Source organism: Mammaliicoccus sciuri, from assembly GCF_025561425.1.
Classification (GTDB): Bacteria; Bacillota; Bacilli; order Staphylococcales; family Staphylococcaceae; genus Mammaliicoccus; species Mammaliicoccus sciuri_A.
In genome coordinates, this window is record NZ_CP094824.1 from 2,505,738 (window position 1) to 2,528,497 (window position 22,760).

The 22,760-nt window shown below is 32.3% G+C and carries 24 protein-coding genes; 3 read left to right on the forward strand and 21 right to left on the reverse strand.

Annotated features, from left to right (window positions below):
• Positions 1 to 36 precede the first annotated feature (36 nt).
• From MUA60_RS13110 to MUA60_RS13130, 5 genes are all read right to left on the reverse strand, one after another.
• On the reverse strand, positions 37 to 1,071 hold the full coding sequence (locus tag MUA60_RS13110) for an alpha/beta hydrolase (protein ID WP_262648576.1): 1,035 nt from the start codon (positions 1,069 to 1,071) through the stop codon (positions 37 to 39).
• Between the two features lie 47 nt (positions 1,072 to 1,118).
• Positions 1,119 to 2,183, reverse strand: a complete 1,065-nt coding sequence (locus tag MUA60_RS13115; RefSeq protein ID WP_262648577.1) for a YkvI family membrane protein — start codon at positions 2,181 to 2,183, stop codon at positions 1,119 to 1,121.
• 111 nt (positions 2,184 to 2,294) lie between these two features.
• Positions 2,295 to 3,725 carry an MDR family MFS transporter gene (locus tag MUA60_RS13120; RefSeq protein ID WP_262648578.1) on the reverse strand — a complete coding sequence of 477 codons (1,431 nt, stop codon included), beginning with the start codon at positions 3,723 to 3,725 and terminating at the stop codon, positions 2,295 to 2,297.
• A 73-nt stretch (positions 3,726 to 3,798) separates the two neighbouring features.
• Positions 3,799 to 4,296, reverse strand: a complete 498-nt coding sequence (locus tag MUA60_RS13125; protein WP_262648580.1) for a hypothetical protein — start codon at positions 4,294 to 4,296, stop codon at positions 3,799 to 3,801.
• A gap of 117 nt (positions 4,297 to 4,413) precedes the next feature.
• Positions 4,414 to 4,728, reverse strand: coding sequence for a CHY zinc finger protein (locus MUA60_RS13130; RefSeq protein WP_262648581.1), 315 nt, complete (start codon positions 4,726 to 4,728; stop codon positions 4,414 to 4,416).
• 139 nt (positions 4,729 to 4,867) lie between these two features.
• Here MUA60_RS13130 and MUA60_RS13135 point away from each other — a divergent pair, with 139 nt between their 5' ends.
• The 3 genes from MUA60_RS13135 to MUA60_RS13145 all read left to right on the forward strand — a co-directional run bounded on the left by MUA60_RS13135 (position 4,868) and on the right by MUA60_RS13145 (position 7,877).
• Complete coding sequence (locus MUA60_RS13135; protein WP_262648583.1) at positions 4,868 to 5,167, forward strand: ArsR/SmtB family transcription factor; 300 nt, start codon at positions 4,868 to 4,870, stop codon at positions 5,165 to 5,167.
• 19 nt (positions 5,168 to 5,186) lie between these two features.
• Positions 5,187 to 6,131, forward strand: coding sequence for a cation diffusion facilitator family transporter (locus MUA60_RS13140; RefSeq protein ID WP_262648584.1), 945 nt, complete (start codon positions 5,187 to 5,189; stop codon positions 6,129 to 6,131).
• Between the two features lie 193 nt (positions 6,132 to 6,324).
• A protein-coding gene (locus MUA60_RS13145; protein WP_262648586.1) for an IS3 family transposase occupies positions 6,325 to 7,877 on the forward strand; the annotation gives its coding sequence in 2 pieces (ribosomal slippage) (positions 6,325 to 6,999 and positions 7,002 to 7,877; 1,551 coding nt in all).
• Between the two features lie 112 nt (positions 7,878 to 7,989).
• Here the strand turns inward: MUA60_RS13145 and MUA60_RS13150 are convergent.
• The 16 genes from MUA60_RS13150 to MUA60_RS13225 form a co-directional block, all read right to left on the reverse strand.
• A complete protein-coding gene (locus MUA60_RS13150) occupies positions 7,990 to 8,871 on the reverse strand; it encodes a nuclease-related domain-containing protein (protein WP_262648588.1) in 882 nt (293 codons plus the stop codon).
• A gap of 92 nt (positions 8,872 to 8,963) precedes the next feature.
• Positions 8,964 to 9,698 carry a metallophosphoesterase family protein gene (locus tag MUA60_RS13155; RefSeq protein ID WP_262648590.1) on the reverse strand — a complete coding sequence of 245 codons (735 nt, stop codon included), beginning with the start codon at positions 9,696 to 9,698 and terminating at the stop codon, positions 8,964 to 8,966.
• Between the two features lie 18 nt (positions 9,699 to 9,716).
• Entirely contained in the window at positions 9,717 to 10,364 is a 648-nt protein-coding gene (locus tag MUA60_RS13160; protein WP_262648592.1) for an SDR family oxidoreductase, read from the reverse strand.
• Between the two features lie 14 nt (positions 10,365 to 10,378).
• On the reverse strand, positions 10,379 to 10,666 hold the full coding sequence (locus MUA60_RS13165; RefSeq protein ID WP_262648593.1) for a CHAP domain-containing protein: 288 nt from the start codon (positions 10,664 to 10,666) through the stop codon (positions 10,379 to 10,381).
• A 93-nt stretch (positions 10,667 to 10,759) separates the two neighbouring features.
• Positions 10,760 to 11,797 (reverse strand): IS30 family transposase, encoded by a 1,038-nt coding sequence (locus MUA60_RS13170; RefSeq protein ID WP_262648595.1) that lies wholly within the window; start codon positions 11,795 to 11,797, stop codon positions 10,760 to 10,762.
• 92 nt (positions 11,798 to 11,889) lie between these two features.
• Positions 11,890 to 12,174: a hypothetical protein gene (locus tag MUA60_RS13175; RefSeq protein WP_262648596.1), complete on the reverse strand. Its 285-nt coding sequence runs from the start codon at positions 12,172 to 12,174 to the stop codon at positions 11,890 to 11,892.
• 452 nt (positions 12,175 to 12,626) lie between these two features.
• Positions 12,627 to 12,998 (reverse strand): hypothetical protein, encoded by a 372-nt coding sequence (locus MUA60_RS13180; protein ID WP_262648427.1) that lies wholly within the window; start codon positions 12,996 to 12,998, stop codon positions 12,627 to 12,629.
• Position 12,999: 1 nt separating this feature from the next.
• Positions 13,000 to 13,404: a DUF6941 family protein gene (locus tag MUA60_RS13185; protein WP_107610885.1), complete on the reverse strand. Its 405-nt coding sequence runs from the start codon at positions 13,402 to 13,404 to the stop codon at positions 13,000 to 13,002.
• A gap of 484 nt (positions 13,405 to 13,888) precedes the next feature.
• Positions 13,889 to 14,413, reverse strand: coding sequence for a hypothetical protein (locus MUA60_RS13190; RefSeq protein ID WP_262641672.1), 525 nt, complete (start codon positions 14,411 to 14,413; stop codon positions 13,889 to 13,891).
• A 314-nt stretch (positions 14,414 to 14,727) separates the two neighbouring features.
• On the reverse strand, positions 14,728 to 16,107 hold the full coding sequence (locus MUA60_RS13195; RefSeq protein WP_262648598.1) for an SH3 domain-containing protein: 1,380 nt from the start codon (positions 16,105 to 16,107) through the stop codon (positions 14,728 to 14,730).
• Positions 16,108 to 16,162: 55 nt separating this feature from the next.
• Positions 16,163 to 16,411, reverse strand: a complete 249-nt coding sequence (locus MUA60_RS13200) for a phage holin (protein WP_262648599.1) — start codon at positions 16,409 to 16,411, stop codon at positions 16,163 to 16,165.
• A gap of 88 nt (positions 16,412 to 16,499) precedes the next feature.
• A complete protein-coding gene (locus tag MUA60_RS13205) occupies positions 16,500 to 16,799 on the reverse strand; it encodes a DUF2951 family protein (RefSeq protein WP_204167081.1) in 300 nt (99 codons plus the stop codon).
• Positions 16,800 to 16,848: 49 nt separating this feature from the next.
• Positions 16,849 to 17,190 carry a hypothetical protein gene (locus MUA60_RS13210; protein ID WP_262641676.1) on the reverse strand — a complete coding sequence of 114 codons (342 nt, stop codon included), beginning with the start codon at positions 17,188 to 17,190 and terminating at the stop codon, positions 16,849 to 16,851.
• Positions 17,191 to 17,228: 38 nt separating this feature from the next.
• Entirely contained in the window at positions 17,229 to 17,402 is a 174-nt protein-coding gene (locus MUA60_RS13215; RefSeq protein WP_262641677.1) for a hypothetical protein, read from the reverse strand.
• Positions 17,399 to 21,208 carry a phage tail spike protein gene (locus MUA60_RS13220; RefSeq protein WP_262648431.1) on the reverse strand — a complete coding sequence of 1,270 codons (3,810 nt, stop codon included), beginning with the start codon at positions 21,206 to 21,208 and terminating at the stop codon, positions 17,399 to 17,401. Before MUA60_RS13220 ends, MUA60_RS13215 begins: the two co-directional genes overlap by 4 nt.
• A gap of 18 nt (positions 21,209 to 21,226) precedes the next feature.
• Positions 21,227 to 22,747, reverse strand: coding sequence for a phage distal tail protein (locus MUA60_RS13225; RefSeq protein WP_316964827.1), 1,521 nt, complete (start codon positions 22,745 to 22,747; stop codon positions 21,227 to 21,229).
• Positions 22,748 to 22,760 lie beyond the last annotated feature (13 nt).

The following is a 22,760-nucleotide window of genomic DNA, read 5'->3' on the forward strand; positions in this document are numbered from 1 at the left end:
AACTCATCACGTATTTCGCGTAGTTTGCCTTTTTTATTATTTATCTTTTTTAATCACTGATTCAGAATCTTGATTCGCATTGTTTTCATAAGGTGACTGTTTCGTATTAGCCCCTAGAAACATCATGACGTTATTGTAATTCTTCTTAGATTCTTTCAAGTTCATATGGAACTGGTATTGATGACGCAAACCGTGCGTACCATCAAAGAATGTTGTAGTCGTTTGAACACCTTGCTTTTTAAGGACTTCATCAAACTCTCTATTTTGTGGATCAAATGGGTCAGCATCTCCCACTGTTAAAAATGTAGGTGGATACTCTTTTGTCACTTGATCAACAGTAGATAGTTGATTAATTCTTGCAAAGTTCTTTTCCCATTCTTTAGTACCCGTATAACTTGTCATAAATAAATCGATTCTAGGAAATTCTGTAGATCTCACCGTTTGCATATTATATAATCCACCAAAAAGAATGGCAGCTTTTAAATAATCTTTTTTAATACTTGGCTTCATACGCATTTGCTGTTGCAATTTATCATTTGTTTGTAAAGCCACATATTGACTGGCAATTTGTGCACCTGCAGAGTCTCCGCCATATATAATTTGTTTATAGTCGATATTAAATTTATTTCTATGTTTTAATGTATATTTAGTTACTTGATCTAATTGCTGTATTGGTGTCGGGTATTGGTAATCAGGTGCTAAAGCATAATTTACATTTACGATGATATATCCTTTTTCAGCAATTTGTGCTAAGTATGGATTCTTATGTCTCTTGTCTCCCGCTATAAAACCACCACCATGCGTCCAAAATATGACTGGCAGTTTCTCACCTTTTTTCATTCTTGAAGGCATAATAATATCCATTTGACTATTTGGTGCACTATGACCGTAAGATACATCACGTATCAATTTTACTTTCTTGTTGTTTAGTAATAATTGATTGGCTCTTTGAGCTTGTAATTGCGCTTCCCTTTCTTTATGTTCCTGATATTTGTTATAACCGTAAAACCCACTTACAACAACGATGATCGCTACAATCAATATAAACAATCGTCGTTTTTTTCTTTTCATATGTTCACTTCCTCATGTAAGAAGATAGTTTAACATATTCAATTATTTTATGCGATATGTTTTTTGTTATCTCTTTTACGACTAATATATTTAACAACAATTGCAGCACAAATCACTAAACCTATAACACCCATAGCTGGATATAATTTATCAATAAGTGATGAGAAACCTACAAAGCTTAAGCCATAAGCGATTAACATTGATATCGTCAATAACACAACGTATTTTTTAGAAAACGGTACAGTAAACCTTGCTGTAAATGAGTACATAAGTCCTAAAATCGTGTTGTACATAACCACAAGCATAATTACTGATAATGCAAATCCAATAATAGGTGAAATTGTTCTAGCAAGTGCTAACGTTGGTATCTCGATATCTTTAATATTAGGATATTCAACTAATAATCCAGCATTGATAAGTGCTAATAAAATTAAATAAATCACACCACCAATAATGCCACCTAATCCTGAAATACGTCGTTTATCAGCATCGCCACCAATGGCAATTAATGTACTAAATCCTACTGAGAACGCTAAACCACCATAAATGAACCCTTGAGCAATTCCCCAGAAAAGACTTGGTGATTCAACTGTATCATTAATTTCAGAAATACCTACTTGACCATTCACAAAAAAGTAACCTGCAATTATTAAAATCACAATGATTAAAAACGGTGTGACGACACCTAGTGCTTTTACTATTTTATCGAAGTCTAATAAAAGCGTGATATAAATAAAAATACACATAATTAAAGCGCCTAACCAAGTTGGCACCCCAAAACTTTCATTAAATGCTGATCCAGCGCCAGCTATCATCGTTACTGATATACCAAATAAGAAAAATATTAATACATAATCTATCACGATACCTGCTTTACCGAATAAATAATTAATCGTTGAGCTATGGTCATCAGCATCGAGTGCTGTACCAATCTTAGCTACTTGTCTACCAAAAAACGCCAACATTATACCAGATATAATAACCCCTATATACCCGTATAAACCATAGTGGGTAAAGAATTTCATTACCTCTTGCCCTGTCGAGAACCCTGCACCTACAACGACCCCGACATAAGCAAATCCTATTTTTGTTGCTTCTTTCAAATTTGACACAAACTTTCCTCCTCATAATTTTGTTCAACATAATAATGTATACCCACTATTCACGAAAATATTCTAAAAAAAGAGCAAGACTATAAAAGCCCTGCTCTTTTTCATATATATTTATGAATTATCTTTAATTGATTGACTATAATTCGCTCTTGTAACTGTCAATCCGACAATGATTACTAAAGCGAGTAACACAATACCAAACCAGTATGACTGATGAATACCTTGCGTCATAGCATGATTGATTTGATCAACTGTAGGGTTTTTAATACCTTCTAATGCTGCTCTTTGTCCACCGTTCATGATACTTACAAAAATCGCAATACCTAATGCGCCACCTATTGGCTGTAACATATTGGATACAGCTGTACCGTGTGGATACATTTCTTTTGGTAAAGCGTTCAATGCATTTGTATTTGCCGGCATCAATACTGCAGAAATACTAATCATTAAAATAATATATACAATAACAAATATCCAAACTGAAATACCTGGATGAATCGTTGAATAAAATATTGAGACACATAACAACACAATTAATCCTGGTACAACTAGCTTTCTTGGACCAACTTTATCAAATATGGCACCCATAAATGGTGATAAGAAACCATTTAATAAAGCACCTGGTAATAAGATCAATCCAGCAACTCTAGCACTGAATCCCATTGGACCTTGCAAGTACATAGGCATCACAATTTCAGAAGCAAACATTGTCATAATCACAACAACGAAAATAATAACGCCCTTTGTATAGTTACGATATTTAAACACTTTCAAATCTAATAATGGTTCTTCTAATTTAAGTTGTCTAAAGACAAATAGTATCATCGCAATAATACCAATAATGAGTGGGATGTAAATTGAAGGACTTGAAAAGCCACCTTCAGTAGTACTCACCGATGAAACACTATATATAATTGTCGCAATACCAATCGTTGATAAAATGATTGAGAAGACATCGATTTTCGGTCTCGTAATTTCACCAACATTTTGTAAATATCTATATGCGAATATAAACGTAAATAGCATGAATGGGATAACGATTAAAAATAACCATCTCCATCCTAAATAATCAACAATAACACCTGATAACGTTGGACCTAATGCAGGTGCAAACATAATGACTAATCCGAATTGCCCCATAATTTTCCCGCGTTCATTCTCATTGTATAGCATGAGCATTGCATTCATGACAGTTGGAATCATAAGCCCCGTTCCAGCTGCTTGAATCATTCTACCTACTAATAGAATTGGAAAGTTAACGGCTAACCCGGCTGTTAAAGTCCCGATAGAAAATATTGTTACTAACCCTAAAAATAACCGTCTCGTTGTAAACCATTGATTTACGACTGCAGACAATGGCGTTAGTACACCCATTACTAACATGAAACCAGTTGCCATCCATTGGACAGTTGGTGCATCTACATCAAATACTGACATTAATTCTTTTAATGCAATATTTAAGAGCGTTTCATTTAAAATCATGAAAAATGTACCAACTAAAAAGACAATCATAATTATTTTTCTTTTAAACTGATTCTCCATTTTTTTCTCCTAAATTTTATTTTGTAACTTGTCTATAATCCCATAAAAAATAAACCTAGTCAAAAGACTAGGTCTATGCATTTTGAGATTTGGATAGTTGTGAAAAATCTACCACTACTTGGTCCATTCTCTTCGCTGTTTCTTTCATTATATTTCTAGCAACTTTATTTTCTGGATCTATCTTAAGTATTTGCTTACTTATATCAAAAGCTTGTTTGTCAGAAAGTAAAGGTTCTGGTATAGCATGTAATAGAAGCATTTGTAATAAACTCTTAACTTCTTTATAATCTGTTAAAATCATCGATCTTTCAGCATGATAATAAGCTGAATGAAATGCGCCATCATGTTCACTATATGGATAAACGTGTAACAAGAACGCTAAGTCGTGAAGTTCACTTGTTTCTTCCTTCTTAATACAGTCTAATATAAATGTATAAAACATCGTACTTTCTTCTTCGTGAGCTGCTGAAATAAAGTGTTCTTCAAATTCTAAGAAATCCACTTCGGACATCAATCTATATGCAGTATCAAATTCGCCACTTAATATATGACCTTTAATCAAATCCTTCATTCAATGTCCTCCTTTTCTCTCTATGCAACATTCACATTCATTTCAATGTTAAATTTTTAAAGTCAAAAATATTATAACATGTTTTATAATAAATTACCTTTAAAATAGAAAACCAACTTAAATTTTAAAATATAAATGATGGTGATACTTACATCGGTGATTAAAGCGAGCATCACAATTTGGGCATACCTCTTTCAACATATAATCATTGATAGAAATCGTTTCTTTACAAACGCCACATAGTATCGCATGTTCATCAAATTCAGATTGTTCCCATCTCTTAATGTCATGCTTTTCACATTCATTATGGCACTTGTAACAAGGATAGAATTTATCACAACATTTAAATTTAATCGCGATGATATCAAGCGGCGTTTGATAATGTTCACATCTAGATTCATTATCTACAGTTAAGCCATGTATTTTCACCATAGTATCCTCCAAAAAAAATTTACTTTAAGTGAACATCTCACAATTATAGCTATTTTGTCAATTTATAATGATTTGACAGATACTATAAATTTTAATAAGATTAACATATGAACATATATCCATATGTTAGGAGAATAATATGACTACAAATACTATTTTAGATGATGAAACACTATTACTTGTATCACAAACTTTTAAAGCATTAAGCGATCCGACTCGCGTAAAGATATTACATTTATTATGTACAGGAAGATATTCTGTAGGTTGTATAGCTGAAACACTTTCACTCAGTCAATCTTCCGTGTCACACCAATTAAGATTTTTAAAGAATCTTAGGCTTGTTAAATTTGAACGTGAAGGTAAAAGTATTTATTACTCAATCGATGATGATCACGTTATCTTATTATTAAAACAAGCCATCGAGCATGCCAAACATTAACAATTTAGGAGGTGTTTTCATGGGACATGAACATCATGGACATGACCACAACCATGTTCATACAAACAATAAAAAGATACTGCTCATTTCATTTATAATCATTGCCGTATTTATGATAGTTGAAGTGATTGGTGGATATATTACAAATAGTTTAGCTTTACTATCAGATGCTGGACATATGCTAAGCGACGCCATTTCACTCTTTATTGCATTAATGGCCTTTAAATTCGGTGAACGTGTTGCCAATAAGAATAAGACATATGGCTACAAGAGATTTGAAATTTTAGCAGCATTAATCAATGGTGTCTTGTTAATTGGTATTAGTATATATATCTTTTATGAAGCCATTTCCAGATTTATTGATCCGCCAGAAGTCGCTTTAACTGGCATGTTAATCATAAGTACAATCGGTTTACTTGTAAATATTTTCATTGCTTGGTTAATGTTCAAAGGATCTGATACGAAAGACAACTTAAATATGCGTGGTGCATTCATCCATGTACTCGGAGATTTATTAGGTTCAGTTGGCGCAATTGTAGCAGCACTCATTATGATTGCATTCGGTTGGAAATTAGCAGACCCGATAGCAAGTGTTATTGTGGCACTATTAATTATTAGAAGCGGATATGGTGTTACGAAATCTGCATTAAATGTACTGATGGAAGGCACACCATCAAATATCGATGTTCATGAAATATCAGAAACGATTAAGTCGCACCCAGATATAATTGAAGTACATGATTTGCATATATGGTCCATTACAAGTGACTTAACAGCATTAAGTTGCCATGCAGTCGTAGATAAAGATAAGACTGTAGAGGAATGCGATAATATAATAGAAGAAATCAATCATAAACTTATTCATAAATCTATACATCACGCAACAATCCAATTAGAAACACCAGATCATCAGCATGACAGTTCCCTACTCTGTTGCATGGAACAAACAGAACATGTACATTAAAAAAACTAGAACATTTAGGTAGATATACCTAATTTGTTCTAGTTTTTTTACTTTATATAATTTGGTATAGGAATCTCTCTCAGTCTTCGTGCGATACACTCTGATTTTCTACCCTAGCGCACGATATCTCGCAGTGTATTATTCCCTATAGAGTAGACATTAAAAAAACTAAAACTCTATAGGGGGTATTTTTATGTATAAAACTAGACTACCTGTTAAACTGTATCAGGAAATCTTCGATTTGCATGAAAAGGGTTATTCCTTTCAAAATATAATTGATAAGTTAAATTTAGATATTAGTGATAGTGTGATTCGATTTAAATATAAAGTGTATAAGCAACATGGTATAACAGCACTTATAAATAAGAATCGAAATAAAATCTATACACGCGAATTTAAAGAAAAAGTTGTTAAAGAATATCTAGAGACTAATAAGACGTATTCAGATCTAGCAGCCTATTACAATATTTCACATCATGCTACTTTAAAAAATTGGGTGGTAAAGTATACTGAAGGAAAGGAAAATAAATCTTATTTTCCATATCTGGAGGTAGACACTATGAATACTAGAAAAACAACATTTGAAGAGAGAATTGAAATAGCTAAATATTGTATTGAAAATAATAGAGACTTTAATAAGACAGCTGAAAAGTACCAAGTTAACTATTCACAAGTCTATAATTGGGTAAAAAAGTATGAAAAACATGGTGATATTGGTTTAGTAGATGGTAGAGGTAAAGGAAAACCAGTTGAAGCTTTAACTAGAGAAGAAGAACTTGAATTAAAAATAAAAGCACTTGAACAAAGAAATAAATTTCTCCAAATGGAGAATGAGGTATTAAAAAAGCAGGAAGAAATAGAGAGGCAGTTGATGAATCGAAAATCAAGCAAATAGCAGCATACAAGACAATCGAAGCATTAAAAGATAAGTATCCAATCAAATGGATATGCGCCGCACTTGAAATATCGAGAGCAAGTTATTATAAATGGAAAAACAGAGAGGTTTCAGAATCTGAAAGATTCAATAACGAATTAAAAGATGAGATTTTCAGGATTTATCATGAACATGATGGCATATATGGATATCGAAGAATTTATATTTATCTGAGATTATATACTAAATTCCAGGTTAATCATAAACGCGTATATAGAATTATGAAGAAGTATGGATTAAAAGCTGTCATTAGAAAAAAGAGAAGGCAATATAAACTTAGTAAGCCAGAAATCACTTCTCAAAATATCCTAAACAGAAAATTTACAACAAGTAAAGTTAATAAGGTCTGGTTAACAGATGTGACAGAATTTAAATTGAAAAATGGATTTAAAGTGTATTTAAGCGCTATTTATGATTTAGGTGCTAAGAAAGTCATCAGCCATGTAGTCTCATCTCAAAACAATAATAAGCTTGTATACGATACCTTTAACAAAGCCATAATTAAAAGAAATACCGAAGGCATTATATTTCATAGCGACAGAGGATTCCAATATACGAGTGTTCTATTTAGAGAGATGATTAAAAATGCTTCTATGAAGCAAAGCATGTCTCGTGTAGGTAGATGTATTGATAATGGTCCTATGGAAGGCTTTTGGGGGTTACTCAAATCAGAGGTATTCAAAGACAAATCTCAAACATTCAATGATATAAAACACGCCACAAAGCAAATAAATGAATATATAAAATTTTATAATTCTAAAAGAATTTCATTAAAAATGGCTGCGCTTATAAAAGCACAGCCAACATATTGATTACTTTTTTTAGTGTCTACTTGACAGGGTTATGTTCACAGTCTTCGTGCGACATACCTTGATTCAGTCCCCCATCACACTATCCAACCTCAAATTTATGATATGCCTTAACTTACTTATAATATACTTTAGTATTTCCTTGGGTAATCATTTTAAAATGTCCTTTCATAATATATGAAAGTGTATTTCTATGTACACCATTACACCACTTCCTTGCTTCTTTCATACCGAATGGTGCTCCTTTCAAATACATTAATTCGTCTAAAGTATTTAAAATAAGTTCTTTTCTAGGTATCTCATTAAAACAGTTAGAACAAGTGATTATTTTCTTTTTATTTTTCAGTGGTGTATCTATAATATTGTTACATTGTGTACATCTTATACCAGGTTTTAATTTGTTAAATTCATAATTCGGATATTGATGATAATCATCTTCAAAAGGTGTATGGAGATTTTGTAATGTGGTTTTTATTATAGAATTATTTGGAGAGGTATTGTTTTTAAGGAGATGTCTTACTTTATTTAACTGGTTTGGTAAAATAATTGTTTCTTCATCTATTTTGCCTTTTATACTAAAATTTCCGTTAATAAATATTATATAGCTTTTTATTGTTCTTTCTATATTTAATTTATCAAGTACTTTATTTAGGATATAGTCATTTCTATCTAATTGAGCTAACGGATATTTAATTACAAAGCTGTTATCACAAATCATATTACCATTATTAAATTCATATTTACCAAAATAATTTTTGATTTCAAATTGATAGATAATCTTATCAGTGATAACTAAAAAATCAAATTGATAATTTTGAGTACTTTGTAGTTGTAAATCATATATAAACTCTAATTGATCAATAGATTTTAATATTTCTAAAAACTTCCTTTCACCTTCTTTTCCTTTTTTATATGTTTCATATTTTTGAATATCTTGAGGACTTATGTATGTTCTACCTATAAGAGATCCAATCACTGAATAATAGTTCTTTTTCAATGGTTCACCTTCTTTATAAGTTTATTCATTTCCATTTTAATCCATATCAGTAAAAAAATCAGCCACAACGTCAATGTTGTGGCTGTTTTCTTCTATATGAATGACTTAAATATTAATTGTTTGCCTGGTACTTTTTTATCATCGAATCCTTCTAAGAATGGTTGATTATCATAAGGTACTTTGACTCTTTCTATGTTTATGGCACCATCTTTAACTTCTACTATGCCATACACAGCGTATGCACCGTTATTTAACCCTACTGATCCTGGATTAAAATATATTGTTTCTATATCATCAAAGTGATGTAACACGTGATTATGTCCAAATGTAACAAAATCTGCATCTAATCCGTTAAATAATCCGTGTACATGTTCTAACGAAGGATCTACAATTGGTTCAAATGGATCTTCACTAATATGCTTATCCATATTTTCTTCGAGTATTCGATAATGTGTGAAATAAAATTTTAACCCGCCTATTTCTTTTGTAACTTCACGTTTAAGTTCATTTAAAAAGGTATAATATTTACTGTCTAAATGTTTTACTATCCATTGATGATGTTCATAGAACTTACTTTTCAAACTTTCTGGATATGGCTCGTTGTTAACGACTGACATAATCGCTTCGTCGTGATTACCTGCAATGTATGTCATATCTTTTCTGCTTGTAACTGCTTCAAGAACTTCGTTTGTACAATGACCAACACCAATATTATCACCTAAGTTATAAATGTGATCTATATCCGTTCGATTATCGATATCTGAAAGTACCGCGTTTAATGCATCGATATTTCCATGTATATCTGTCAAAATTGCGAATTTAACCATCATAAGACTCCTTTATGATTATTGATTAAATTGATCAACCGCTTCTTTAATTTCAACATTTCCTGAAACGACTTGGAATTCTTGACCAATTTTCTCATCATTGTTTAATACTTCAACCAAGACAGTCGCTACATCTTTACGAGGTATTTTACCACGTTCTACTTCTTCAGCTAATGTAACTGTTCCTATAGCGTCATCATTTGTTAATGCACCAGGGTGAACGATTGTATATGGTATATTAGCATTTCTTAAATGTTCATCTGCATAGTGCTTAGCTATTGTGTAAGGTTTTAAATCGCCTTCAAAAGCTGATCTTCTCGTATCAAATGAAGACACGAGTACAAAATGTTTCGTACCTGCTATTTTACTTGCTTCAATAGATTTAACTGCGCCGTCTAAGTCAATAATAATTGTTTGGTCTGCACCAGTATGTCCACCTGAACCTGCTGTAAACACAACTTTATCTGCATCTTTTATTTTTTCAGAAATGTCATTGATATCGTCATATTCAAGATCTAGTGGTGCTGTTGTTGCTCCTAATTCTTCAAAGAAACTTGCTTGACTGTTTTTTCTAATACCTGCAACAACTTCATTGCCTTCTTCTACTAAATCTTTAACTAAATGTCTTCCTATTTGTCCATTAGCACCTATTACGAAAATCTTCATTATAAAACACTCCTTTAAATTTTTTCATGTATAAAACGATAGTTGTGTAATCTATCTGGCGTGATTAACCTTGAAGTCACTTCATATGGCTTTTTATAGTTCATATCAGAAACAACAATTGAACCATCATTTTTTACTTCTTCAACTATTGCGACGTGTCCTAGTTCACCATAATCAGTTTGTAAGATTGAGCCTTCACTAGGTTGTCCGTTCACTTTATAGCCTTCTTCTTTTGCACGGTCATCCCAATGTTTAGCGTCACCCCATGATGAACTAATTTTTTTATCAATCGAGGATTTCAAGTTTAAGTTAGCCACCTATAATGACTGAGGTGTACACAAGGGTTAACCGTATTCGAACCTGTTGAGGATTGATTGGTTTTAATCAATTAATACTCAACAGGTAACCAAAGCTAAGACTTTAGCTTTGGAAAGATTCATATATTGTTGTATGGCTTTTATGAAGCGTTTTTGAACATTGGATAAATCATGTGCTTTTGGAATAAAACGACGAATCATTTTATGTTGGTTTTCACTTGTCCCACGTTCATATGATGAGAATGGATGTGTGAAGTATATTTCTATCATATGGCCAAATTCTTCATACAGCGATGCAAATTCTGAACCATTGTCAGATGTGATAGATTTGAAGATTTTTGGTGCTTTTTCGCCTAAGGAGTCAAATAAGTTTTTCAATGCGTGAGACACCGCATCAGCACTTTTACTCTCTATTATTTCTAGTATTTCAAAACGCGTTTGTCTCTCAACAAGTGTTAAGATAACTGGCTTTGACTTGTCTTTAGTTCCTATTACGGTATCTATTTCCCAGTGACCAAAAGACTGACGTGATTCAATTTCACTAGGACGTGTCTCAATACTTGGACCGAGCACTCGACTGTGTGGATGATTATGGTAGCTATTCTGAGTAGAGTGACGTCTTTTTAATTTTTCTAGTAGATCAATATTCTTAGTTTCCATGATTTGTTGATCTATCCAAGCATATACTGTCGTTGTTGAAGGGATTTTTTCTCTTTCAAAACATTGTTCCTTGTGAGCATATGCCACGACTGCTTCAGGTGACCAGCGTTTCTTTTTCATGAGGTGATCTGCCCATGGAATAAATAATGGGTTCTTCTTCCATAAGGGCTGAGCACCACATTGTTGTCTGTTTTGTCGATAACGTTGTTGACCTAGTGAAGAAAAATAAATTTGCGTCTCATATTCATAGACTTTATGTTGTTGTTTTTGTCGTTTAATTTGACGTGTTGTTCTTCGATGAATTTCGTTATTGATTGTTTGAGGTGCACGTCCTAATTCACGCGCGATTGCACGATTTGAAAAACCTAAATTTTTAAGTGTTTCTATTTGAACACGTTCTTCATAACTTAAGTGTGTTCCTTTATGGTTTGTCATGTTAGAATAAGTATGCGTCATGTGAATTCATTCCTTTATTGATTTGGTCTGGTAGCCTCAATAATAACATGAAATTCACGTGGCGTTTTTTTGTCTAAAGGTGGCTAAGTTGATTATAAAATCCACCTTTTTTTATCAATTTTCAATCTTTCTTCAAATACATAAAATGTACATTGACCTTCTTGATAGTAATTACCAAGTGAACGGTCATCTGTTTTATCATTCTTTTTAATTTGTTCCGTACGAATCGCTACTTCTTTTTCTTTCATCTGCTTCTTTACGTCTTCAACATAATGATTTAATAAATCGAATCCACCTTGGCTTTTAAAAAGCATAACCATGGTAATAATAACAACCCACGTTGCAAGGTAAACGATGAAGCGGAATAACTTTTTCATAGCTCACTCCTATAACTAATGTACCTCAAATATATGAGTTAAAACGTAGGATATCAAATAAAGTGCTTATAACTTTTTTGGAAAATTCACAAATGCAAGAAAGTTTTTGACAATTAAATGACATTTACATAGTTTTTTATGGTACCCTAATGATACAAAAAGACAAGAGGTGAATCATATGTTCAAGTTCCAATTGGATTACTTTAGAAATGGACAGGGATTCTGTTTATAGATTATGTAAATAGTAGTAAAACGTTGTAATTATAAGGTTTATAGACGTTTAACTTTATAACTATATATCATTATTTATAACTAAATTGACACGTATTTGACACTTGCACAAATAAAAAAGAGGCAACCGTCGCAACAGTTAACCTCATATCTATATAACCTCTTCCGCCTAATTAAATTATATCATAAAAAAAGCCCACCAATTAAGGTGGGTTTAGTTGTTAATATAAACCAAATACTTTGCCAGCCACGCCTAAAATAGCAATCAATGTTCCGATAAACCACTTCATTTGCGTATTCTTCATTTCAGAAATTTGGAATTTTATTTTGTCTTCTATTCTTTCAGGTAGTTCATCTAATTTATTGTTTAAATTATCAAATTTGTCATCAATTCTTTTTTCAAATTGTTCAAATTCTTTTCGACTAATAAATTCACTCACATCAATCACCTCGTTTGAACTTATATTACCTATACTATGTTTTTGGAAATCTAATCCACTAGCTTTTGGTAATTTATCCAAATTTTTTGTAATTCTTTCATCCCTATTTTCAAGTTTAAATTTTTCAGGTCTACTAACTTTTTCATTCGTCATACTAATGTTTCCCTTTCATGACATTAAAGTATGCTTTAGACGTGTTGTTTTCGATAGTTAACTTAATTGAATGAATTCCTTCTTTTTCAAACCTTAAATTATTGAAACGTGCATTAGTTTCGAAGACATTTAAAAATTCTTTATCTCCATTTTCTTCATCCATCTTAACTCTATCAATATTCACATTTGTATTGAACATTATTTTATCATCTGGATCAATTAATTCAAATTGTAAGGTGTATATTTTTAATTCTTCTATACCTATTATCCCAAAAGACACATCAAAAGAATAGTTATTTGGTAAAACTTCTAAATTTAAATATGACATAGGACTATCAATTACTAAATTACCATTTGGATTATTAAACACTTCTAAAGATGGAACTACCCATGCTACTTTTGCCATTTAAATACCCCTTTTTTAGTCTAATTAAATATATATTACACTAAAATTTAATTGGACTAAAGATAGAACATATAAGCGAACATAAAAACAACCCCATCACACAAAGTGACAGGGTAAGTTAATGGTTATTTATATATGAAAATCCAGCACAATGTAAGTGCTTGAATATGATAATATTACACTTTTAGGATTAAATCAAATAATAACACCCCACTTATTAGTGAGGTGCAAAAAGGTTTTACCAAATATGAGTTTAAAACTAAAACGGAGGTAATAGGTTTAAACTGTTTTTAGTATATCATTTTGTGGAACCAATTCAAAATAATAACCTACTCAATTATATGAGTAGGCTCGCCGTCATATTGTGTTTAATATGTCTGTTTAAATGGTACCATATATGTTGGCATAAGTAAAAAAAAACCTACCTAGTTTCCGCTAGATAGGGTTTAATTCTGAAATAACCCACCAATTAAGGTGGGTTTAGTTATTTGACTATAAAGTATCTAGAAGAAGCTATTTGTAATACTTCTTTATCATCATAATCTTCAATTAAATTACATTTACTAATAAATATCTTATTTTTATCATTTGAATATATATTATACCCCATCAAAACTAATAACAGATTATAGTGTAGCATATCACTTTTTGTATGAAATATACCTATGATAATAAAAATAAGGAAATTTATAAAAATACTGTAAATATTTGAAAAATCCAAAGACAACAATGGTATTAAGTAAGTAACAAAATAATTTAATATATCTGTATTAATAATTTTTAGTTCCCCCGGATTCTCATCTGAAGCTTGTGCATTTTTGATCCATTTACATATAAGAAATATAACGCTAACCAAACTAACTAAAAATAATATAATCCAATAGATTTTAAATTCAAAAATTACATAAGTAATACTTTTTTGATTATCCTCAGCTTTTCTAATTTCATTTAAAAAAATTAATAAAAATAAAGGTATATAGTTACAAATATAAATAAAGATATTCAGCATATCTCACACCTACCTATTCGGATCTTCTCCTATGTCATCTCCAATTATTGTTTTATAGTAAGAATCCTGCATTAAATTCACTAAAACATTTAGTCAGATTTAACATTAATTTACAAATTTAAACCCTAGCCTTTTTCCACAAGCTAGGGTGTAGTAATAGAACAATTTATTATGGGATATTTAGAATATCCACTTTTATTATATCCAATAAATGTAAAAAAGCAACCCTAGCTAGTTTCCGCTAGATAGGGTTTAATAATGTACGACGGTTCAGTCGTAACCAAGTAATAGCTAATTAAATTATATCATATTTACTACTTAAATGTACCCCAAGCACTACCAACTCGTTGTCCTTTACCGTTCGACTTACCAATTGGCATATAAACAGTTGCACCACTGTATACTTCCCAACTAATCCAGATATAACCTTCATAGTCTTGTATTTCATTGTAGTTAACAGATTGATTAAATTCTAATCCACCAGCAATTGGATTATGAATACTAGGACCTTTATATCTTGTAACTATTCCATCTTTAGCTTTACAAGTGAACGTACCTTTTTCTTTTTTCCACAAGATACCGTATTTATTTTTCTTCCAACCATTTCCTACATTTTTAGAAACAACTGTATTTGTTTTAGCTTGATTTGGTTTAACAGTTGATGGTTTTGTAGCTTTCACAACTGCATCAGTTGATGGACTACCTGCAGGTAATGATGGATCGTTGTAATACTTTGTAATTTCTTTAATGAAATAATCTTTTAACTGATTAACAATATTAGATGGTGCAGCACCTTTTGTAACTGGATTCCAACCTGTATGAATTGTCATACTTCTATGTGGACATGCAGTTGGTACAAATTCACAATGTAATCTAACTGTAGAACGATTAACAGGTAAACCATAATATAGTAAATCAGCAGCTGCTTTTTTAAATGTTGCTTGTTCGTTTGCTAAGAAATTTTTATCACTAGCATTTAATGACTCATTCACTTCATAGCCGATATAACTATTGTTACCATCTTGATTAGCAGTATGCCATGCAACACTGAACGTATCAATCGCACGCCAAACTGTATTTCTATCAATATAGTAATGAGCGATACCAGCTTCATAACGAGCAACAGATGTGCTTTGAAGATTATTATAATCTTGTTTAGCAGTAGCACTACCTGCTGTATTATGAATAACTACACCCTTTAAATTGCCTGCACGATTAGCCATTTTATAGTTTATCGTGTGGTTAATCGTTTCTATTTTAGTCGCTTTCTTAACTGCACCTTTTTCAGCATCTTCATATGGTGGTCGGATTACACCTAAGAAATTGGTATATTCATGATCTTCTACAAATGCTGCTGGACTACCTTTTGTTAAGCTTTCGTTATACCAGTTCTGGTCAATACTATTAAAATACTTAGCGTTTGCTTCAGTGACAATACCTGTATGACCATACTCTCCACCGAACACAAAAATATCTCCTGGTTGCGGTATTTGGTTTTTACCTTTAATAACTTGGAAACCTTTTGGCCATTTATAATTGATAAAGTCTTTTGCGTTACCTTTAGGATGTACATCCCAATATTTTTTAGTAAACTCAATTATAAAAGTTGCACATTGTGCGCCATATGGTTGACCATCTGTAAGCCTATTACCTATATTACTTACTGCCCATTTAACACCGTCACGTTTTTTCATTATTTATTACACTCCTTTTAATATATTAAAAAAGCCGACTGATTATTTGGCCGACTTATTTTGGTTCGTTATATTGTTGTGCTTGTTCACTATCTTTGATACCACGCGTTGTTGGGTCTTGCACCACACCTAGTAACACCAACACGCCTAACACACTGTTAACGATATTCGTTATTTGGTCTGTATACACTGTGATGTCATAATCGAATGCGCCCGACACTTGTTGCACAAATAAAAGGATAGCCGATAATATGGCTACCCAAAATGATTTTTGTTTAATACGTACTTTCCAATTAATTTTCATGTTATTTCCTCCTTATTATTTACATTTCCCAAACCAAAAGCACTCCCAAAAACTTACGCCCAATAATTTAAGCATCTGTTTCACCTCCTTATATACCAAATAACATTTTGATTGATGTAATGATGAGTGAGCCTGCTATTGTACCTACTAAGCCTAGAACCCACAATTTGATGTCTCTTATATTTTTATTATTTTCTTTTTTATTCTCTTTCTCTATTTCACGCTCTCTATTTAAGGCATCTAATGTGAAATCTAATTTTTGATTCACAAGTTCTTGCGCGTGTTGCCCCTTTTTGATTTCATCTAAAGAAGAAAATATTTTTTCATCATTGTCCTCGAGCCGTTTAATTCTTCTGTCATAATCAGCTCTTTGGAACTCATTACTCATGGGATCACTCACTTTCTGTTAATTTATCTGTAATAAAAAGGCATTGAACCTAATCAATACCTTGGTTTTGTGCACTTAATTCTGAATTACTTTCTTGAATATCTTCTTCTGTACTTGTGGATGGTTCAACATAGTCTGTTCCATCAGGATTATGTTTAGAACGCTCAATTTGTTCAGCTACATAATACGTTTTAATGTTAGTGCCAAATAACTCAGCTAACATATTTTGTGCTTTACATGCAGTTTTGGCATCTTCTTCTGACTTAAACTTATGCGCTGATTGAGGTGTAGCACCACGATTAAATCCACTACCATAATTTTTCACTAAACATGTTTCCTTACCTGTTTCATCTCTTTCTACTAAAAAATACTGTGTAATTGTCATTTCCATTTAAAACACTCCTTTAAATTTTTTATATAAAAAACACCTTACTCGTTTTGAGTAGGTGCTTTATTATCAGCTTGTTGTTGTTCATTTTGTTGTTCATTTTGTTCTTGCAATATTGCTTTTAAAATTGCATTCTCATGCGTAAGTCTTGAATTTTCCTGCACTAGATTGCTTATAACAATTTGTGGGTTTGCTTGTATGCTTTGTTCATTCATAATTTTGCCTCCAATTCCGTTTCTAATGCACGGACTTTTTTAGTTAATTCTTGTATAGCTTTAAGACACCATGCCGTCATTTCATAAGAATCGACACCGTCTCCGTTTTTCCATTCGTCTGGCGTTTCTCTTTCTAAGACAACACCATGCCTAACTCGTTGACTGTCTTCTTCCATTTCTGAATATAGCTTATAACTATATAATTGCACTCGATCAACCAAATGTTCTAATACATCTATATCCCAATTCTCAATATCATATTTATAACGTTCAGAGGACGTCCACGTTGCACTTGCTGCTCTAATAGGTATATATGAATTAGTGGAATTCCGCTTTGTAATACGGACTTCGTTATTCGCTCTTAAATATAAATTAGAGGCGTTTGTATTCGGATTGATTTCCAAGAAATTTGCATATAGTCCATTGGCAGCTAAGTCGCGCCAAATAATATCCCCACCATTATATAGAGAACGTCCAGTGATTCTAACGCCATTATCACTTCCGATATAAAAGCGAGCGTTTGAATCTCGATGAGATACTGATGCTAGCCAACCCGTACCACCTCTTATATCAACATAGCTATCTGTCGTACCTCTAACAGTAAACCTCACCTCTGAGCCTCTGTCAGGTCGAATATAAATATTTTGGCCCGCTGTGACATAGTTTGAATCTAAATAATTACCATAAAAACCTAATGCTCTAACATCTCTATAAATCGTATCTGTACCATTATATCCACCACGAGATGTCACACGTACTTCTGCATCACTGCCCAAGTAAAGATTAGTACCTCCATTAGTCATAACCTTATTACCTATAAAACTATCTGCTCTAATGGGTACATAGCGATAACTATCCCATGCACCGTCACTTGGTATTTGTGTAATGTCAACTGCTCGAACTTCAAAGCCTTGTTGAGCTGCTAAATACACATTGGAATTAGATGTTCCTAATGCTGCACTTGTAACCAATAATCTATCCATACTAAAACGTTTAGACCCATCGGGGTTTAACATCTCAATACCATTGATACCCATATCAAGTTTATGACCATCTGCTCTAGTCATAGTTATAGTGCCATTTTCAATATTTACTGACGCTTTATTGTCTTTCGCCTCAATACGTTTTGCGGTAATATCAACACTGTTTAAATAATTGATAGTCGCTTGTTTAGAGAATAGTTTATCTATATAAGCGTCCTTAATTGTTGTGACACCATCTTTAACAATGACATCTCCATCATTAATTTCAAATACATTGGCATTAATTTTAACGCCACCTGGTCCAACATTTAAATCATTCACATTCCCATTGTCATCATAAGATAATGTAACACCGGTAGTAGTATTGATTAATACTTCTGATAAAGTCTTTGATAAAGTTTGTTTAGTTTTATTAAATTCTTCTTCACTAGCTTTTAATTTAATGTCTATACCATTTTGTTCTATGCTCGTTTCCATTGTTTCAAGACGTTCTTCTTGTTCTTTTGGTGCCTGTGAATAATCGCCAATCTTATTCCCTTCAACTAGCATTGCGTCTGTAACTTTAATTTCAGTTGTGTCATTCTCTGGTGTTGAACTAACCGCTGAATAAATCAATAAAAGTGTACTTGGAACATTTGCTACAAAAGTAAGTTTATTATGGGTGCTATTATCAATTGTTATATATATTGATCCATTACTCGGTTCATATGGCAATACAGTTGTTTTCCCAAAATTATCTCCACTTGTAACTTCCATATCGAATGTTAATGTATACTCTTGCCCAACTTTTAAAGGCTCTGTTAAATGGTAAACAATTCTTCTATGCCTGGAACTTCCAAATAAATCCGAACGTTCTTTACTATTCAATAATAAGTTACGTGTACCTATTTTCATCTTGTTGTATTTGGTCAAAGTCACACGGTCTTTTATCAATTTATCTAATTGTTCTCTTGCGCTATCTGCACTATTTAAACGTTCAACAATACCTTTCTTATCTGTTTCATAATCAACACTTTTCACTACTTGTTTAAATTGTTCTTCGGTATCTTCTCGTAATGCTTGAATAGCACCGCTGATTAAAGAACCCTCTCCAACAAGAAAACCATCTTCTGTATATTCAAACCCAAATTTATCAGCTACATTTTGCATGGCTTCATTGAATTTTTCTTCTGTGTATTGTGATTGTAAGTATTTCAAACGTTCTTGAATAGCTTTCTCTGCTTCGATTAGCGCCACGATTAGATAATAAAAGTCATTTCTCAAGTCTACTAATGCGCTTTGCCATTCCATTAGTCTACCAATAGTGGCAGTTTCTTCAGTCATGCTATCCATGTAATTTTTAACGATTTGTAATTTCGCCAGCATATCACTTAAAGCTTTTTGCAATTTACCTTTAACATCTAAATCAACGAGATACTCTGAGCTTAATGCAACATTAGTTCTTTCCATCTGATTAGCTATTTCAGCACTCATTGAATGTGTAGCTTCTAATAATTGTCTATAAATAATGACTTCTCTGCTTAAACCACCGATTTGCTCCACATCATGTGCCGAAGCATGTTTCCATTCGCCATTTACAAACTCTCTTAAAACAGCTACATTTGGATTTGATGTGTCAAACCAAAAATCACCTTCTTCAGGATTATCAGGTGGTGTTGGCCCACGATGTAGTTTCCTTTGTAGACGTTCAACTTCTTCATCAATACGATCTGTAATGATTGAGCTAACATTGTTTATATCGTCATTAAATTTCTTCTCTATATCTTTTAGACGACTTCTAAAATATTTAAGTAAATCATCTTCTTCATACTCAACGATATTGCCAAACGTCCAAGTTAACTCCCCTGATATCAATTCATGTGTGAAGCCAATCACTTCACTTTCAGCATATAAACTAGGTGTGAAATCAGTATTCTTAATTCTGATAATATCTCCAAACCTTATAATTTCATGTGGATAGTCTTCTTCTAAATCAAACGCTTCTATTTCATAACTTAAAGCTGCACTGTTACGTTTATTTAGTTCTGTTTTTGTAAGTGTCGTCAATCTTTCAATTGTCATATCTTGGTCATCTGATTCAGGTTCATAGATACCCCATAAATAACGCTTTGGTAAATTGAATTGTTGTTGTGCTTCATCATCTACTACAACTGTACTGATACGTGTTCCGTCATCTTTTTCAGGCCCAAAAGCAAATAAGGCAGTTTTAACCTCTGTCATATCAACCGTACGTTTCATAGAAATTAAATCTTTACCATATACGATCTCCTTACCTTTAAATAATGGCTTTGGTTCAAGCATATTTACTTTTCTTTTAACAACTTCATTACCATCAATCTCTATTTCATAATCTGGCTCTAATTTATAAGTTGTGGTTAATTGGCTTATCATTTCATATGGTGTTCTTACTGACGTCCATGACATCGATTTAATTCCGCCATATTCACAAAGACCAACTTCCCAACCTGAATCTTTTAACGTTTCTGAAAGGGCCTCGTTTACAGTCATTTTCGTAAACTTACCAGCGGGTATTGGCTTAGCTTTTCCGATATCTTCTACATAAGAAGGGTCACATTCAACTTCTAATATATCGCCACTTTCTTCAATTCTGTTGATAATGAACTCTCGATACGCATTGGTTTTATCTTGTATGATGACACGATTACGCTTTTTAAAGTGTTCAGCTCTCTCACTTAAGATTTCTATATTTAAAAGTTCACTTTTGTCTTGTTTGTTTCTCGTGTATTCAGCTCTAGTCACAGCAATATCATCACTGCTAATAAAATCAATTATTTTACTATTAAAATCTAATACATGGATCAAGTGGCTTTACCTCCTTTCTTAGTAATAACTATCACGCCATATCGCTTTTGTATCAAAAGTACCTTCAGGTTCTATTACTAATTCCGACATCCCACTATCTAACATGAAGTAATTTGAGCCAAAATCTTTCATCTCAAGTGCATTCTCATCATTTAAAGTCACAATATTTTGCCCCGTATCTACAACAATAAAGTCACCTTTCCTTATTACGATAGGTGTGACATCAGATTGCTTCGGCAGCAACTCTTGTACAGAGAACCCTAATAAATTTACATACATTCTTTTTTCATATTTAGCTGATTTACCAACATACATTTGAGCAATCCTTGCTTTACGCTGATAAAAATTGCCGCTATCTTTAAAAATCTTAGAATCTTTATCAAGTGGTTTTCTTCTTCCTTTATCTTTACCATAATCATATTTACAAGTTTCAATGTATATCTCATTGCCTTTACGTTCTAATGTCATAAAGACATGCATGTTAGCTATTTTCAAATATTTAAATGGTGTTTCTCTTGTATAAATACGTTGTGCCTCGCCATGTTCATTGTAGGCATATGCGATAATTTGACCGAAGTTACGACTAGTTGATGTATTGACATAACCGATACTGAATAACGTTCTATTATTCTCATCAACTATATAGGTAAAACCTTTACCAGGACCTGTATCTGCATGATGTCTCACAAGTACTTTGAACTTCACTCTAAAATCACCTAAACTTTTACCTAATGATTTATAAATTGCTGCACCATGCCAATTGGTTGATACAGTAGTACCGTAATTATTAGGATAGATACTATCCTTTAATTCAGATACACCAAATCGACCCCCATTTGCATCTCCACCGTCTAATAAGTTACCAAACGTTGTGTTAGCCCCTACATACGCCCAGTTGCCAATTCCTGTGTGAAATTCATCATTGAATAAAAAAGGTTCTTCATCTTTATTAAATTTGTTAGCATCTTCTGATTTACCAATCATAAAATAGTCTTTAGCTACACCATCTTTACCTTTAGCAACCATGAAACTCGTTGCATCTTTCAGGGCTCTTGCTTCAATGATGACAGGTGTATCTGCAGTTCCATTGTTAACAACACCTATTTGGTCAGAAACAGCAGTATTAAATAGTTCATTTACTGAATACCTACGAGGGTCTAATATTGTTAATTTCAAATTAAATTTTGTTATTTGACCTTCAGTATTTAAAGGTATTTCGAAAGGACCATCTATGTGTACTTTCCAAAACCAATTTTGATTACTAAATCTAAAAGTAACAGGTTCATCATAATTCACAAACTTTACTAACTCATTAGTAATTTTATCATGATTTTTTGTACCCCCTTCTGATAGGTAATCGTTATGAACTATCATGGGAATTTCAATTTCATATCCATCAATTTGTCTTGCTCTCTTAACACTTCCAGGTCTACCCTTTATTTTTTCAACTTCAGTAACAAAATTAAAAGAGGGTATATTAAACCCTCTTTCAACAATTAGCCATGAAAGTCTTTCATTATTAATTATAATAGTCTCTATTTTGAATACCTCC

Coding starts and splice junctions, on each gene's coding strand:
- MUA60_RS13110 (WP_262648576.1), bottom strand. CDS start 1,071: ATGAAAAGAAAAAAACGACGATTGTTTATATTGATTGTAGCGATCATC.
- MUA60_RS13120 (WP_262648578.1), bottom strand. CDS start 3,725: ATGGAGAATCAGTTTAAAAGAAAAATAATTATGATTGTCTTTTTAGTT.
- MUA60_RS13125 (WP_262648580.1), bottom strand. CDS start 4,296: ATGAAGGATTTGATTAAAGGTCATATATTAAGTGGCGAATTTGATACT.
- MUA60_RS13130 (WP_262648581.1), bottom strand. CDS start 4,728: ATGGTGAAAATACATGGCTTAACTGTAGATAATGAATCTAGATGTGAA.
- MUA60_RS13135 (WP_262648583.1), top strand. CDS start 4,868: ATGACTACAAATACTATTTTAGATGATGAAACACTATTACTTGTATCA.
- MUA60_RS13140 (WP_262648584.1), top strand. CDS start 5,187: ATGGGACATGAACATCATGGACATGACCACAACCATGTTCATACAAAC.
- MUA60_RS13155 (WP_262648590.1), bottom strand. CDS start 9,698: ATGGTTAAATTCGCAATTTTGACAGATATACATGGAAATATCGATGCA.
- MUA60_RS13160 (WP_262648592.1), bottom strand. CDS start 10,364: ATGAAGATTTTCGTAATAGGTGCTAATGGACAAATAGGAAGACATTTA.
- MUA60_RS13170 (WP_262648595.1), bottom strand. CDS start 11,797: ATGACGCATACTTATTCTAACATGACAAACCATAAAGGAACACACTTA.
- MUA60_RS13175 (WP_262648596.1), bottom strand. CDS start 12,174: ATGAAAAAGTTATTCCGCTTCATCGTTTACCTTGCAACGTGGGTTGTT.
- MUA60_RS13180 (WP_262648427.1), bottom strand. CDS start 12,998: ATGACGAATGAAAAAGTTAGTAGACCTGAAAAATTTAAACTTGAAAAT.
- MUA60_RS13185 (WP_107610885.1), bottom strand. CDS start 13,404: ATGGCAAAAGTAGCATGGGTAGTTCCATCTTTAGAAGTGTTTAATAAT.
- MUA60_RS13190 (WP_262641672.1), bottom strand. CDS start 14,413: ATGCTGAATATCTTTATTTATATTTGTAACTATATACCTTTATTTTTA.
- MUA60_RS13195 (WP_262648598.1), bottom strand. CDS start 16,107: ATGAAAAAACGTGACGGTGTTAAATGGGCAGTAAGTAATATAGGTAAT.
- MUA60_RS13200 (WP_262648599.1), bottom strand. CDS start 16,411: ATGAAAATTAATTGGAAAGTACGTATTAAACAAAAATCATTTTGGGTA.
- MUA60_RS13205 (WP_204167081.1), bottom strand. CDS start 16,799: ATGAGTAATGAGTTCCAAAGAGCTGATTATGACAGAAGAATTAAACGG.
- MUA60_RS13210 (WP_262641676.1), bottom strand. CDS start 17,190: ATGGAAATGACAATTACACAGTATTTTTTAGTAGAAAGAGATGAAACA.
- MUA60_RS13215 (WP_262641677.1), bottom strand. CDS start 17,402: ATGAATGAACAAAGCATACAAGCAAACCCACAAATTGTTATAAGCAAT.